Origin of the sequence: Lentzea sp. HUAS12, assembly GCF_024125735.1 — a bacterium.
In the GTDB taxonomy this organism is placed as follows: Bacteria; Actinomycetota; Actinomycetes; order Mycobacteriales; family Pseudonocardiaceae; genus Lentzea; species Lentzea albida.
In genome coordinates, this window is the sequence record NZ_CP099738.1 from 1,960,567 (window position 1) to 1,973,446 (window position 12,880).

A 12,880-nucleotide genomic window follows, 5' to 3' on the forward strand; every position below is an offset into this window, starting at 1 on the left:
GCGGATCACCTCCGGCTCCGCATCGTGCGGGTGCCGAATCATGCTTGGAGCGCACATGGCCACCGGAACCGTCAAATGGTTCAACGCTGAAAAGGGCTTCGGCTTCATCGAGCAGGACGGCGGTGGCGCGGATGTGTTCGTCCACTACTCGAACATCGCCGCCCAGGGCTTCCGCGAGCTCCAGGAGGGCCAGAAGGTCTCCTTCGAGGTCACTCAGGGCCAGAAGGGCCCGCAGGCGGACAACGTCGTCCCCGCCTAGTTCTTGCTGAGCCGCTGAACAGCGGATGCGTGAACGAACACCGAAGCCCGCCGGTTGGGTCCAACCGGCGGGCTTTGCTCGTGGAGCTGCGGGCGTCACCCGGCTGGGTGGCGGAGGGGTGAGCCGGCGTCGTGCAGGTGGCGCAGTACCTGGGCATAGGAGTGGCGCAGGGTGGTTTTGCTGTAGGGGATGCCGTGCCGAAGGCAGAAGTTCTCGACGAGGGGTTGCGCGTGCCGCAGGTTGGGGCGGGGCATGTGCGGGTAGAGGTGGTGCTCGATCTGGTGGTTGAGGCCGCCGAGCAGGGCGTCGACCCAGCGGCCGCCGGTGACGTTGCGGGAGGTGAGCACCTGCTTGTGGAGGTGGTCGAGGCGCTGGCCCTCGGTGATGATCGGCATGCCCTTGTGGTTGGGTGCGAAGGAGCAGCCGAGGTAGACGCCCATGAGGCCTTGGTGCACGGCGATGAACACGATCGCCTTCGCCGGCGACAGCACGAGGAACACCGCCGCCAGGTAGGCGATCATCGGCACGATCTGGAGCGCGGCTTCGCGCCACGGGTTTCGCAGTTCGTTGCGGCACAACGCGATGAGGCCGGAGATGCGCAGCACGGCGGCTTCCGCCAGCAGGAGCGGGAAGAACAAGAACGCCTGGTGCTTGGTGATCCAGCTGTACAGGCCGCGTTTCCGGGCGGCCTGGGCGCGGCTGAAGGCGAGGGCGTGGATCTCGATGTCGGGGTCGTGGTCCTCGTGGTTGGGGTTGGCGTGGTGGCGGTTGTGCTTGGCGACCCACCACTGGTAGCTGATGCCGGTGAGGCTGCCGTGCAGGTGCCCGACGATGTCGTTGTTGCGGTGGCTGCGGAAGATCTGCCGGTGGCCGGCGTCGTGGCCGATGAACGCCAGTTGCGTCGAGGCCACGGCCAGGACGGCTGCGGTGACCAGTTGCCACCAGGAGTCACCCACCATCACGAACGTCACGGCGATCGCGCCGAGCAGCAGCGCGTTGACCGCCATCCGCAACAGGTAGTAGCCGCGTCGGCGGTTCAGCAGGCCGGCGGCCTTGAGCTCCTTGGTGAGGCGGGCGAAGTCGCTACCGCGAGGGCGATCAGTCGTGTCTGTCGGGACGACGTGCGTTGAGGTCATGTACCTGCTCCGGGGGTGGCTGCGGTGAGCCGTCGTGGGTTTCACTTCTCGGCTTCGGTGTCCAGGCCGGGTTCGTCCGGTCCGGACTCTTCTGGCTGGCTGGTGTGCACGTCGGCGGGTGACACGTGTTCGTCGGCCTCGCTGCGCAGGGAGCGGATCGCGGAGTTGAGCACCGCCAGCAGGGGAACGGCGAGCAGCGCGCCCGCGATGCCTGCGACGAGCAGGCCTGCCGCGATGGCCAGCACCACCGCGAGCGGGTGCAGCTTCACCGCGCGTCCCAGCAGGAACGGTTGCAGGATGTGACTTTCCAGCTGGTTCACGGCGATGACGATGATCAGGACGATCACGGCGGTCAGCGGACCGTTGGCGACGAGTGCGATGAGGACGGCGACCGCACCGGCCACCACCGCGCCGAAGATCGGAACGAACGCGCAGATGAACACCAGCGCCGCCAGCGGAACCGCCAGGGGCACGCGCAGCACGGCCAGTCCGATGCCGATGCCGATCGCGTCCACCACCGCGACCGCTCCGGTGGCGCGGACGTAGCTCACCAGTGCGGCGAGGCTGCGCCGACCCGCGACGTCGACCCGCCTGCGGGGTCCGTCGGGAACGACGCGGAGGAGGAACCGCCAGATCCGGGGACCGTCGTAGAGGAGGAACGCCAGCGCGAACAGCACCAGCAGCATCTCGGCGAGAATCCCACCGACCGTCGCAGCGGTGGTGATGGCGCCCGTCGTGATGCCGGACTGGTTGTCCTGCGCGGTTTTCACGATCCGGTCGGCGAAGTCGCGCAGCTGCGTCTCGCTCAGCTGCAGCGGGCCGTTGACGAGCCAGCCGGAGATCGCGTCGATGCTGCGGGCCAGTTGCGCTGCCAGGTCCGGCAGGCCGTTGACGAAGGTCACCACGACGAACGTCAGCATCCCGCCGAGCGCGAGCAGTCCGCCGACCAGCACCAGAGCGGTGGCGAATCCTCGGGGAACCCGGTGTGCCATAAGGAAACCGACGGCCGGCGCCAGCAAGGCGGCCAGCAGCAGCGCGATCGCGAGCGGCACGACGAGTGCCGCCAGCCTGCTGAAGATGACACCGATTACGTAGAGCGCCGCGACCACGACGAGAAAGCGCCAGCTCAACGCTGCGCCGACCCGCAGCACAGCTGGAATCGGGCTTCGTTCGGGCGGCACTTCACCGCGGTCGGTGCTCACCAACGCCTCCAGTGTCGATTTCCGACGCCGGGGTCCGGGGGGTCATCGGTGAGTCGGCAGGTGGCTGCCTGTCTCTGCTCGGATTTCCCTGCCGCGCAGGGCGCAAACCCGGCTGGGACAGCAGGCGCTCGCGAACCACTCAGGTGTGTTGCTCGATCAACGGATGTGCTCGGGGATGTGGTCCAGTGCGCCCAGCACGTGCACGGCGAGAGCTCGCGAGGATTCGGCGCTGAGCTCGGAATGCTCGGTCAGGGTGTCCTGAACCAGCTTGAGCCTGCGCTCGTACAGGGACACGTAGGTCGACGCTGTCATCTCTTCTCACTCTCTCGGCTGTGGTACCTGGGTCTGGAGGGCGGTCGAGGAAAACAGGTCCTCGACGGTGTCGGTGTTGTCGCGGTGTGCGGCGCGCATCATCGCTTCATGTGCGGCCGCTGAGGACGTGTCGGGGGGAACGAGCAGCAGGGTGAGGCGGCGCCGGTCTGAGGCGATCAGGTCCACGGTGTGGGCGGGCCTGGTCCAGAACCCGTCGAGCCGGACCCGGATGCCGTCGGCGGCTATGCGGCGCGGCGCGGTGTCCCAGTCACTGAGGTGGTAGTTCACTCTGGGGATCTCACCCAGCCGGACGTTCAGCACTGCGAGCAGGGCGGGCAGTTCGGTGGTGAGGTCGTGGGAACGTGGCCACCAGGCGCCGTCGACGTATCCCGTGGCAGGCGCCTGCGGCCGCAGGCGCAGTCGCAGCGGAGACCGGGGCTGCTGTTCGTCAGCGTCGTCGGCGGCCCTTGGGGCGGTGGATCGGTGAGGGACCGGCGTCATGCCGGACTCCAGTCTCGGCCAGAGAAAACTGCCGGTTCAGGTTTCGTCGAGTACGACCTCAGCTTGACCGCTCAGGTGCGAGATGTTCTCGACAAAATCAACCATACACCGTTTCAGTTGTGATCGACTGAAAAGTTTCGCGTTGTTCGTGTCGTCGGTGGGCATCCGCGAAGCTTCAGTCGCGACACCGCCGATCTATCCGTTTTCGCTGCTAGATGCCCTGTGGTGGGGCGGATGCGGGGCGGAGCTGTGTCGCTCGGCGGCCGAAGGGTTGCCATCGTCGGATTCTCATGTGAATTTCAGGTGATAATGCGCGCGGGTGGTATAGAGTATGCGAAAGAGATTATTTCGACGTTTTCAGATTTGAGGCTGAGAGCAGCTTCCCGCTCGCTCGTCGGGCAGGCGGTTCGTCTTGGTCATGAGGAGAGATTTCAGTGAGCACCGTCAGCGACAACGCATGAACGCAACTCCCGAAGATGCTTCAGTGATCGCGCAGCGACTGCACCTCGCCGCCGGCTTCCACTCGTCCGAACGCGACTGGGTCGTGGATCGCCTGGCCGCGCTCGGTTCCCGTCTGCGGTCGTACCGCGACGACGAGATCGAACTGGAGATCAGCCTCAAAGACCGCAAGGGCGTCGAGAAGCGCGTCATGCTGCAGTGCTGGATCAACCACGGCCATCGGCTGCACCTCGTCGCCACCTCGTCGCCACCTCGTCCCAGCGAGAGCTTCCCGCGGCGCTCAACGAGGTCCGCGACGAACTGATCCGTCAGGTCGGCGAGACCAAGACCCGCACCGAGCCGCGCAGCAACCGCGCGCTGCGGTCCGTCCCGACACCACCCGAACTCGGCTAGCGGCACAGGCATCGGTCGGTCCGGCAACGCCCCGACATCAGAGCGCGTGATCGGGATGTGCCATTCAAGTGTCCGTGAGGCGAGTAGGCACTTTCCGCAACATGACAGCGTTGGTGGACGAACTCGATTTGATCCCTGCTCGCGATCCCGGTCGTGTTCGTACTCGGCTTCGGGCTTCGTCCGCTGGGGTTCTGCACTGCCGATCCATAATGGACGATACGGGGGAGGCGGCGTGCCATGAGGTCGCGAGGTCGTCATCACGAACCGGAGGAGCTGCCCGCCGATGATCGCACCAAGGGGCGTCAGGACGCGCAGGGGCGACACGCACACGCTGATCCCTGCTGCCCATTGTTGCCCTTCGCCACGGCGTTGACATTCGACCCCGCAGCTGGAGCAGCGTAGGATGAGGTTACCGAAGGCATGTCGTAGCACCGGCGGTCAAGCTGGTGCCGCCTTGGGCGCATCAGGAAGCCCGGCTGGTTCAGCTGGAGGCGGGAGCGCCGAGATGACCTCGGATCTGCTCTGCGCTACTGCGGCGTTGACCGTACGACACGGTCTGAGGCTGCCATTGAAACCAGACGCGATGTCCGACAGGCACTTTCCGGGGGCTGGCGACCGTTGTCGACCGACCCGGCCATCGATGTCCCTGCGCTCGTCGCTCCGGCCAAGCGACCCTGGTGACACCGGAGTCGTGCTCAAGACCGGCTCCCGGCTTGTAGGGGGCAGCCCGGTGGCGGACATCCTGGGCGCGATGTCGGTCGCATTCATGGATAACTACTCGTCCACCGCCAGTATCACCGTCGCTCGGTCACACGCGTCACCTGCGCCTCCGTGGCCGAGCCCGCAGGCCGATCGCCAGCACCGTCATACCTGAGCAGCTGCTGCGCTGCAGGCAGGTGGTGAATCAGGCCAGAACGGCGACGCGCTGTGCGGTCGAACAGCTCGAGATTTGCGAGACGCAGCGTGTGGCGTCGGCGGGCTTGGTTCGTCGGATGTACAGGTCGCGGAGTTCTGGGTATTCCTGGGTGTGCAGTCGTCAGTTCGATGATCGGGGCGAGCTCGATGTGGTCGAGCCTGAAAGCACAGATGGAGACGGTGCGCGACACGCGGGCGATGGCGTGGGAGTCAGTGCAAGCGCGCGCAACGAAGGGCGGACGACCTCAGTAGCGAAGCGACGCACTGACTTCAGTCTCGGGCGCGTCCTGCGGCCGCCGTTCAGGCTTCGGGTGTGAACGACGGTGTGCGGCGACTTCTGCTCCCACTACACCGATCCCACGTGCGCTCGCCACTGCGGCCGGATCAACATCTGCGCATGACTGGTCTGGGGCTTCGGGAATCTTCCCGAACGACTTCGCTTGTCCCGCAGGGGAGGTGCCACAGAGGATTCGTGCGAACACGATGAGGTGTAGGGTTGTGTCTGTGGGGCAGATGCGCTTTCGCACTTCCCAATCCCTCGCGCCGTGTAGCCACTTCGGCTTCAGCGCGGGACGCGAAGAAAGTCGGAACCATGAGAAACCAGAACATGTCGCGTCCCGAAACGGTGGACGAGCTGTTCAGTCATCCCGAAGAACACCACTCACTCGCAAAATCCGGTTCCCCCGACGAGCAGCTGTCCTGCGTGAACCTCTTCCTCGAACCTGTGCAGGAACCGCGAAGTACAGCCTGAAACGCCGGTAAGTCATTGCCCGGCAACAGAGGCGCACACTCCACAAAGGATCGGAAGGCGCATGCCCGACACTCGTGAAGGCGTGGCAATCGTCGCCCAGCGCCTACGCCTCGCCACCGGATTTCTCTCATCCGAACGCGGCTGGGTCTCGGAACGCCTGGCTGCGCTCGGCCTGAGGTTGCGGTCATTCCGCAACGACGAGGTCGATCTGGAAATCAGCCTGAAGGACCGTCAGGGCGCAGAGCAGCGAGTCACCCTGGAATGCTGGATCAACTGCCGGCCCCGCCTGCACTTCATCGCCACGTCCTCGTCGCGCGATCTGTCCGCGGCGCTGGGCGAGGTTCGCAACGAGCTGATCCGGCAGGTCGACGAGGCCGAGAAGCGCACTGATCCACGCAGCAACCGCACACTGAGGTTGGTGCCCGGATTGCCCGACAGCGACTAGGGCCACGCGGCCGGCACGGATGCTCAGACGGTTGACGTCCGGACGTGCTGAGCGGGGCGGCGCAGGCACCCTGCGGCTGGCTGCGCATTCAAGCGTCGTCACCGCCAGGCCGGGGCGCAGTCCTTCCCTGCGGTCGTACCGCGACGACCAGATGCGCTGTGGTCCGTCCCCGCCACTCGAACTCGGCTAGAGGCGTGCTGGCGCGTGGTGCGGCTGTGTGCGGAGTAGCGTTGGAATCATCGATGGACCTGCAGGCGCAGAAGAACACCCCGTGACGGGTTCTGCTCGGGTCGGTGGGAGGATCCGAGCGGGCGCCGCCGTGGTGTCGGCCGTTCTCGTGCTGCTCGCGGCCGTCCTGGCGATACTGCTAGGTGTCTCAGAGGCTGGCGTGGCGCTGCTGGGTGTTCTCGCGTGGCTGGTCGCGCTGGCGGCGCGAGTGCCGGCGCTCGCCTCCGCTGGCAGGCTCCGAGATCCGGAACGCAGCCGCACGATCCTCGCGGCAACCTCAGCGGTCACGGACGAAGGCGTCCGGCTCGCGTTCGTGCTGGTCGTCGTCAGTGGATCCGCTTCCGCGCTTTGGGCGGGCTTCGGTTGGGCGCTGGCAGAGCTCGTTTTCGTCGTCGCCACGCAGCTGGCGCAGTTCAGCTGGCCCATCGGACGCCAAGCGGCGGAACAGCTGAGGTCGCAGGGCGGGTTCATCAGCACTCATCCCGCACATGGTGGTGTCCGCGGCATCACGGCGACCTCGTTCCACCTCGGCGCCACGCTGCTGCTGGCCGCGGGACCGTGGTGGGTGTTGGTCACCGCCTCCGCACACGCCGCGGTGAACCTGGTGTTCGCCCGATGGGCTCGCCGGCGACTGGTGTCAGTCGAACATGCCGCCGACGTTAGAACCTCTAATTAGACTGGGGCGGATCCGCGACGTGCAGCCAGGCCGAGCTGGCTGCTGCAGAGATGTGGACCGAGTGCACTCGCGGTCCCTGGAAGCACCGCGAGTGCCACGACCGGTAGCCGTGGCCGGCGCCGGCCCACCGTCAGATCCGTGGCGTACCGCTCCGTTTCCGGTAGACGCGCGACCCGGGCCGGCAGCGTTCCCCTGGAGTGTCGGGTACGGCGACACCGCGACGCCGTGTCGGGTCGATACAGATCGTGGCGCCCTCCACGTCAACTGGTCGGGCCGACGAGCTTCCAGCCGTCCTGCCACGGCCATCCGTTGCTGATGTTGAGCCTGATGTTCAGCGTCGCCATCGCCTCCAGTGCCCTTGCCATGATCAGCCCGCCGGCGTCAATCGGCCGGAACCCCATCGAGGCGACCAGGTCCAGGATCGTCTGCTTGGCCTGCTCGTCGTCGCCCGCGACGAAACCGTCGAGCTGCACGCCGTCGACAACCGGGTCCGCCTGACGCGCGGCCAGCACGGTGTTGAAGGCCTTGACCACGTGGGCCGCGGGCACCAGGGCTGCGGTGGCCTCGGCGTTGGACGTCCCGTCGAGCTGCTGTGGATCCATCCGGTTGGTGACGTCGACGACGATCTTGCCGTCGACTGCCCGGCCGAGCTCGTCCAGGACCGGACCGACCGTGTCGGAGGAGACGGCGAGTACGATCACCTGCGCGGCATCCGCGGCGTTCCGGTTCGAGCCGGCCGCGGTGGCGCCGGTTGCGTCGGCCGTGGCCTTGGCCGTCTCGGCGTCGACGTCACTGACCCAGACTGCATGCCCCGCGCGCACCATCGTCGAGGCCAGCGCCCGTCCGACGGTGCCCGCTCCGATCACCGCGATATCCATACCTTGTACATTGCTCGGCAGACCGTCCGCCGTCCTCGGCCCGGTGGGTCCATCCGTTGCCTCTCCAACCGGCCTGGTGGGTCGGTGCCATGGCGGGCCTGAGAGGCTGTTCACCGGATGCGAGTCCTCTTGGTTCGCCGTGGCCAACCCTGGCCTGGCCCCGATGCCGGGCACCCGTGAGGTACATCGATCGTCGCGTCAGACCGATCTGAGGACATCGACCAACGATGTGGTGGGCCGGCCGATGAGGGTGCCCAGGGTCGGGTCGACGAGATCGAGCGCCCCCTCGGCGATGCTGGTGTCGATCGCCGCGACGAAGGCCGCGGTCCCCTCGTCGACGCCGGCTTGCACCATGGCGGCAACCAGGTCGGCCGCCGCGACCGGCCGATAGACGACCGCGCGGCCGATGACCTGCCCGAATGCGTCGGCGATGTCGGCGTAAGACAACGCGGCGTCGCCGGTGAACTCGTAGACCTTGCGCTCGTGCCCGCCGGTGGTGAGCACCGTGGCGGCGCCGTCGGCGAAGTCCCTGCGCGCGGCAGCGGCGACCTTGCCCTCGCCGGCCGCGGCAGTGAGTACGCCGGACTCGGTGATCGCCGGCAGCTGGGCCAGGTAGTTCTCGTGGTACCAGTTGTTGCGCAGCACGGTGTGGGCGAGGCCACTGGCCGCGAGGTAGTCCTCGGTCTGCCGGTGCTCCGGGGCGAGCGGACTGCTGCTCTCGGTGGCCTTGGTCATGCTGGTGTAGGCGAGGTAGGGAACGCCGGCGGACGCGGCGGCGTCGATGACGTTGCGGTGCTGGGCGAACCGTCGGCCGACCTCGCTGGACGAGATCAGCAACACCTTGTCGAGGCCGACGAGCGCCTTGCCGAGTGCGTGGGCGTCGGCGTACTCGGCCACCCGGACCTCGACACCCCTGGCGGCGAGGTCGGCGGCCTTGTCGGCATCGCGGACGAGGGCGACGACGTCACGGGGTGTCTCGGTGGTGAGCAGAGAATCGATGACGAGGCGTCCGAGGGCGCCGGCGGCGCCGGTCACGGCAATGGTCATGAGAGTTCCTTCCCACGGGTTCGTAGCCACACGATGGCCGTCGCGAGCGCGCCGGATGAGGACCTGCGAGGACCAAACACCGCACATTGGGGCAGCCTGCGGTGGCGAACCGACCCTGTATCCGGCACGGCGGGCCGAGTCATTGCCGAGCGCTTCGCCCCGGCAGACCCTTCCCGCGCCGTCCCGCTGCTGGAAGGGTGGAACCTATGCATCCGTCGACGACGTCTGCGTGACACACATGGCACACAAACTCAAGGGCAAGCGGATCGCCATCCTGGCCACCGACGGAGTGGAGCGGGTCGAGCTCGAACAACCACGCGGGGCCCTCTACGGCGCGGGCGCTTCCAGCGACCTGATCTCGATCCATCCGAGGGAGATCCAGGCCCGGCAGTTCGACCTGCTGTCGGCGGGACGTTCTCCGTCGACCGGCTCGTGACCGACGCCTCCGTCGACGAATACGACGCGCTCCTGCTGCCCGGCGGCACCGTCAACCCCGACGGGCTGCGGATCAACTCCGACGCCGTCGGGTTCATCCGGTCGTTCGTCGCCACCGGCTCACGTCCTGGCCGAGCCTGTGGACCGACCTGCGCAACGCGGGTACCGAGGCCTTTGATGAGGAGGTCGTCGTCGACGGACAGTTCACCACCAGCCGCTGGCCGGCCGACCTGCCCGCCTTCTGTCCGGCCATCGTGGCGCAGTTCGCGAAATCGCGGGTGCCGAGCTGACGAGGAACGGGCCATGACCAGCGATCGTGGGCCCGCTGAGGAGCTCGACGTGCTCCGCGCCCAGCGGCGAGCAGTGCGGGCCAGCCTGACCGGAGACGACGATCCCGGCGACCGAGCCGACCAGGCTCTGACCCTGGAGCTGCAGGACGAGCTGGTCCGCCTCGACAACCGGATCGACGAGATCGTGCGCGAGCTCCACCACCCGCCCGACGCGGGCTGATGATGGCGATCCTCAACGACCGGGTGCAGATCGCCCGCAACGTCAACGCCACCGTGATCTCGCTGGATGACGCACCGGACGGCTACGCGCAGTTCGACGCAGGCGTCCCTCGGAAGTTCATCCTCGACCCGCACGGCATGATCCCGGCGACCTGACGGGCCGCGCATCGGCCCGGTGCGTCGACGCCCCGCATCGTGCGGGTTGCGACGGGTCCGGCCATGACCGTCGCCTATTCGCGTCGTGGTCCGCACCGCCCGTCGCGTGACCCTCCTGACGAGTCCGGGGCGCGGCAGGGACGCGCGCCGCTGCCGTGGAAACCAGCATGCCCGGGGATTCCGCCGCGGGCGACATGCGCATCGGGTCGGTCGAACGAGTCGCCACGGCCGTGGACAGCGTGCGACGGCGGTCCGGCTGGTGCACGATCACCTGTCGAGGTCGCACCCGGCGTAGCTGTCTCGTGCCGGGTCGGCGCTGCCGGCGACCGTGAGGAGGCCGAATGGACGGGGAGGACTCCCGGATGTCAGATCAGGCCGCATGGCCCGCGCACGTCGTCGAGTGGGCGACCGAACGCACCGGAGGAAGGTCGCCGTCCGAGGTGTGGGAACGCGGCCCGATGCTTCTTGGCCGCAGCGACTTCCACGGGTTCTACCAGGCAGCGAACGCCCGCCACAGCGAACTGCTCGGCTGGACGATCGCTGAGCTGGCCTCGGTGTCGTGGTGGGAGTTCGTGCACCCCGACGACCGGGACGGCATGGTCGAGGGCATCGAGCTGCTGATGAAGATCGGCCGCTGGGACGGCGCCGAGGTGGGCTTCCTGATCCGCGACGGGCACTACCGGCGGACCCGGTGGAGCTTCCTCGCCGACCCGGACGACGAGTTCATCTACTGCGTCGGCCAGGACGACGGCGTGGATTTCCGGGAGTGGGTCGGGGTGCGTGTGGGCGTCTGGCAATGGCATCCGAGCGCTGGCACGATGACCTGGTCCGGTCGGCTGTTCGATCCCCACCCGCCGACGACCTATGCGGGGTTCCTGGCGCTTGTGGACGACACCGACCGTTCCCGACTCGACGAGCAGGTGCGCGCGAGCCTGCTCACCGGCGACCCGATCGAAGACACCGTGCGGATCGGCCTGGCGCTCGGTCCGACCCCCGTGCGGTTCGCAGGGACCGCCCACCGTGGCCCGTACGGCAACATTTACGTCCGCGGGGTCGCGCAAGCCATCGACGAGCGGGCCGCGTCCGCCGGTCGAGGTCGATGACGAGACTGCCGCCGCCTGGGCGTGACCCGACGAATGCCGGCCTCCGGGCCCGCCGCCGAGATGAGCAGCCCGCCCAGCGCCGGGCCGATCGCCCGCCCGACGTTCGCATTGATCTCGTCGAGTAGCGCTGCCGCGGGGAGCTGGTCGCGGCCGACGAGCTCCGGCTGCATCGCCTGGAACGACAGTGACAACTCATGCCTAACGCCCAAGCTTCGCGGTCGACGCGGGCAACAGCACGGTCGTCACTGCGCGATCCACGCGGCCTGGAACGTGGGATTCCGCACGGGCTCCCACACTGCGGGTTGGCCGCAGGCTCCCGCCAAGTGGGCGGCGGGCAGCCGGTTCGCGATCTCGATGTTCGGGTGATCGTTTCGCTGTTGTACAAGGTGGTCTGCAAGCTGATGTCTGTCCCTGCCATGCTGCTTCGCAGTGAGGCAGCCAAGGACGCGGAGCTTCTCGTGCTGCGGCACGAGAACGTCGTGCTTCGTCGGCAGCTGACCGGGCCGGTCCGTTATGAGACCGCGGACCGGTTCTGGTTCGCTGCGCTATCGAGACTGGTGGACCGCTCGCACTGGAAGGTGGTTTTCCCGGTTACTCCTGGGACGTTGCTCGGCTGGCATCGCAGGTTCGTCGCTTGGAAGTGGGACTACAGCGCACGTCGGCGGACCGGGCGTCCCTCCACCCAGACGGCGATCAGGGCGCTCGTGCTCCGGCTTGCCAGGGAAAATCCACGGTGGGGACATCGGCGGATTCATGGCGAGCTGGTTCGGCTTGGTCATCGCATCGGCGCCTCGACAGTCTGGGACGTGTTGAACCGCGCGGGTATCGATCCGGCACCTCGGCGAGGCGGTCCGACCTGGCGGGAGTTTCTGACCGCGCAGGCTGAAGGCATCATCGCGGCTGACTTCTTCCACATCGACACCGTGCTCGGCGCACGTCTGTACGCGCTGGCGTTTCTCGAACACGGCACCAGGCGTCTGCACATCACCGGCGTCACCGCCCATCCGACACGGAACTGGACGGTGCAGCAGGCGAGGAACTTGACCGGCGAGCTCGGAGCGCGCTTGGAGTCTCTCCGGTTCCTGCTGCGTGACCGCGACGGCAAGTACGGCGACGCGTTCGACGCCGTATTTGAGGCAGAGGAACTGCGTGTGATTGCGACCGCGCCGCGAGCTCCTCGGATGAACGCGCATTGCGAACGGGTCATCGGCAGCATCCGCCGCGAGGTTCTCGACCACGTCCTCATCATGGGAGAAAGCCATGCGCGTCGAGTACTCGCGGCCTACCAGACGCACTACAACGAACACCGGCCTCACCAGGCCCGCGACCAGCTACCACCAGACGCTCACGAGCACCTCCGAGTGGCGCATGATCTTGACGTCTCTGGCCGTCGACCCGTCCGCACGCGGATCCTCGGTGGGGCGATCAACGAGTACCGATATGCAGCTTGAGCGGCAGCGATGACTTTCCGGGCG

General features: G+C 67.4%; 15 protein-coding genes and 1 pseudogene. 9 read left to right on the plus strand and 7 right to left on the minus strand.

From position 1 onward, the window contains the following. Positions 1 to 55: 55 nt before the first annotated feature. Positions 56 to 259: a cold-shock protein gene (locus ND450_RS08275; protein WP_089927059.1), complete on the plus strand. Its 204-nt coding sequence runs from the start codon at positions 56 to 58 to the stop codon at positions 257 to 259. A 95-nt stretch (positions 260 to 354) separates the two neighbouring features. Here ND450_RS08275 and ND450_RS08280 read toward each other — a convergent pair whose 3' ends face one another. From ND450_RS08280 to ND450_RS08295, 4 genes are all read right to left on the minus strand, one after another. Continuing rightward, positions 355 to 1,395, minus strand: a complete 1,041-nt coding sequence (locus ND450_RS08280; protein ID WP_253325560.1) for an acyl-CoA desaturase — start codon at positions 1,393 to 1,395, stop codon at positions 355 to 357. A gap of 41 nt (positions 1,396 to 1,436) precedes the next feature. Continuing rightward, positions 1,437 to 2,597, minus strand: a complete 1,161-nt coding sequence (locus tag ND450_RS08285; protein ID WP_253325561.1) for an AI-2E family transporter — start codon at positions 2,595 to 2,597, stop codon at positions 1,437 to 1,439. A 156-nt stretch (positions 2,598 to 2,753) separates the two neighbouring features. Then, positions 2,754 to 2,909 (minus strand): DUF6307 family protein, encoded by a 156-nt coding sequence (locus tag ND450_RS08290; protein WP_176946910.1) that lies wholly within the window; start codon positions 2,907 to 2,909, stop codon positions 2,754 to 2,756. 6 nt (positions 2,910 to 2,915) lie between these two features. Then, positions 2,916 to 3,410, minus strand: a complete 495-nt coding sequence (locus ND450_RS08295; protein ID WP_090052788.1) for a DUF5994 family protein — start codon at positions 3,408 to 3,410, stop codon at positions 2,916 to 2,918. A 484-nt stretch (positions 3,411 to 3,894) separates the two neighbouring features. Here ND450_RS08295 and ND450_RS08300 point away from each other — a divergent pair, with 484 nt between their 5' ends. The 3 genes from ND450_RS08300 to ND450_RS08310 all read left to right on the plus strand — a co-directional run bounded on the left by ND450_RS08300 (position 3,895) and on the right by ND450_RS08310 (position 7,277). Next, positions 3,895 to 4,173, plus strand: coding sequence for a hypothetical protein (locus tag ND450_RS08300; protein WP_253325562.1), 279 nt, complete (start codon positions 3,895 to 3,897; stop codon positions 4,171 to 4,173). A gap of 1,816 nt (positions 4,174 to 5,989) precedes the next feature. Further along, complete coding sequence (locus ND450_RS08305) at positions 5,990 to 6,373, plus strand: hypothetical protein (protein WP_089926798.1); 384 nt, start codon at positions 5,990 to 5,992, stop codon at positions 6,371 to 6,373. Positions 6,374 to 6,710: 337 nt separating this feature from the next. Then, entirely contained in the window at positions 6,711 to 7,277 is a 567-nt protein-coding gene (locus ND450_RS08310; protein ID WP_253325563.1) for a hypothetical protein, read from the plus strand. Between the two features lie 260 nt (positions 7,278 to 7,537). Here ND450_RS08310 and ND450_RS08315 read toward each other — a convergent pair whose 3' ends face one another. Together ND450_RS08315 and ND450_RS08320 are read right to left on the minus strand one after the other, a co-directional pair. Then, positions 7,538 to 8,155, minus strand: coding sequence for an NADPH-dependent F420 reductase (locus ND450_RS08315; protein ID WP_253325564.1), 618 nt, complete (start codon positions 8,153 to 8,155; stop codon positions 7,538 to 7,540). A gap of 198 nt (positions 8,156 to 8,353) precedes the next feature. Continuing rightward, a complete protein-coding gene (locus ND450_RS08320; protein WP_253325565.1) occupies positions 8,354 to 9,202 on the minus strand; it encodes an SDR family oxidoreductase in 849 nt (282 codons plus the stop codon). A 238-nt stretch (positions 9,203 to 9,440) separates the two neighbouring features. Here ND450_RS08320 and ND450_RS08325 point away from each other — a divergent pair. The 4 genes and pseudogenes from ND450_RS08325 to ND450_RS08340 all read left to right on the plus strand — a co-directional run bounded on the left by ND450_RS08325 (position 9,441) and on the right by ND450_RS08340 (position 11,405). Next, positions 9,441 to 9,927: pseudogene (locus ND450_RS08325) on the plus strand (DJ-1/PfpI family protein). A 13-nt stretch (positions 9,928 to 9,940) separates the two neighbouring features. Continuing rightward, positions 9,941 to 10,147 (plus strand): hypothetical protein, encoded by a 207-nt coding sequence (locus ND450_RS08330; protein ID WP_253325566.1) that lies wholly within the window; start codon positions 9,941 to 9,943, stop codon positions 10,145 to 10,147. Further along, positions 10,147 to 10,302 carry a hypothetical protein gene (locus tag ND450_RS08335; RefSeq protein ID WP_253325567.1) on the plus strand — a complete coding sequence of 52 codons (156 nt, stop codon included), beginning with the start codon at positions 10,147 to 10,149 and terminating at the stop codon, positions 10,300 to 10,302. Before ND450_RS08330 ends, ND450_RS08335 begins: the two co-directional genes overlap by 1 nt. Before the next feature lie 362 nt (positions 10,303 to 10,664). Beyond that, a complete protein-coding gene (locus tag ND450_RS08340) occupies positions 10,665 to 11,405 on the plus strand; it encodes a PAS domain-containing protein (protein WP_253325568.1) in 741 nt (246 codons plus the stop codon). On the opposite strand, the gene ND450_RS08345 is transcribed toward ND450_RS08340, so the two are convergent. Further along, positions 11,342 to 11,575, minus strand: a complete 234-nt coding sequence (locus ND450_RS08345) for an MFS transporter (RefSeq protein ID WP_253327882.1) — start codon at positions 11,573 to 11,575, stop codon at positions 11,342 to 11,344. The two genes, ND450_RS08340 and ND450_RS08345, sit on opposite strands and share 64 nt — an antisense overlap. Before the next feature lie 153 nt (positions 11,576 to 11,728). Between ND450_RS08345 and ND450_RS08350 the strand changes: the two genes are divergently transcribed. Continuing rightward, positions 11,729 to 12,856, plus strand: a complete 1,128-nt coding sequence (locus ND450_RS08350) for an integrase core domain-containing protein (protein ID WP_253325569.1) — start codon at positions 11,729 to 11,731, stop codon at positions 12,854 to 12,856. Positions 12,857 to 12,880: the final 24 nt, after the last annotated feature.

Bases quoted from the DNA above. Each gene is read 5' to 3' on its own strand.
- ND450_RS08275 (WP_089927059.1), top strand. From the start codon at position 56: ATGGCCACCGGAACCGTCAAATGGTTCAACGCTGAAAAGGGCTTCGGC.
- ND450_RS08280 (WP_253325560.1), bottom strand. From the start codon at position 1,395: ATGACCTCAACGCACGTCGTCCCGACAGACACGACTGATCGCCCTCGC.
- ND450_RS08290 (WP_176946910.1), bottom strand. From the start codon at position 2,909: ATGACAGCGTCGACCTACGTGTCCCTGTACGAGCGCAGGCTCAAGCTG.
- ND450_RS08295 (WP_090052788.1), bottom strand. From the start codon at position 3,410: ATGACGCCGGTCCCTCACCGATCCACCGCCCCAAGGGCCGCCGACGAC.
- ND450_RS08305 (WP_089926798.1), top strand. From the start codon at position 5,990: ATGCCCGACACTCGTGAAGGCGTGGCAATCGTCGCCCAGCGCCTACGC.
- ND450_RS08315 (WP_253325564.1), bottom strand. From the start codon at position 8,155: ATGGATATCGCGGTGATCGGAGCGGGCACCGTCGGACGGGCGCTGGCC.
- ND450_RS08320 (WP_253325565.1), bottom strand. From the start codon at position 9,202: ATGACCATTGCCGTGACCGGCGCCGCCGGCGCCCTCGGACGCCTCGTC.
- ND450_RS08330 (WP_253325566.1), top strand. From the start codon at position 9,941: ATGACCAGCGATCGTGGGCCCGCTGAGGAGCTCGACGTGCTCCGCGCC.
- ND450_RS08335 (WP_253325567.1), top strand. From the start codon at position 10,147: ATGATGGCGATCCTCAACGACCGGGTGCAGATCGCCCGCAACGTCAAC.
- ND450_RS08340 (WP_253325568.1), top strand. From the start codon at position 10,665: ATGTCAGATCAGGCCGCATGGCCCGCGCACGTCGTCGAGTGGGCGACC.
- ND450_RS08345 (WP_253327882.1), bottom strand. From the start codon at position 11,575: ATGCAGCCGGAGCTCGTCGGCCGCGACCAGCTCCCCGCGGCAGCGCTA.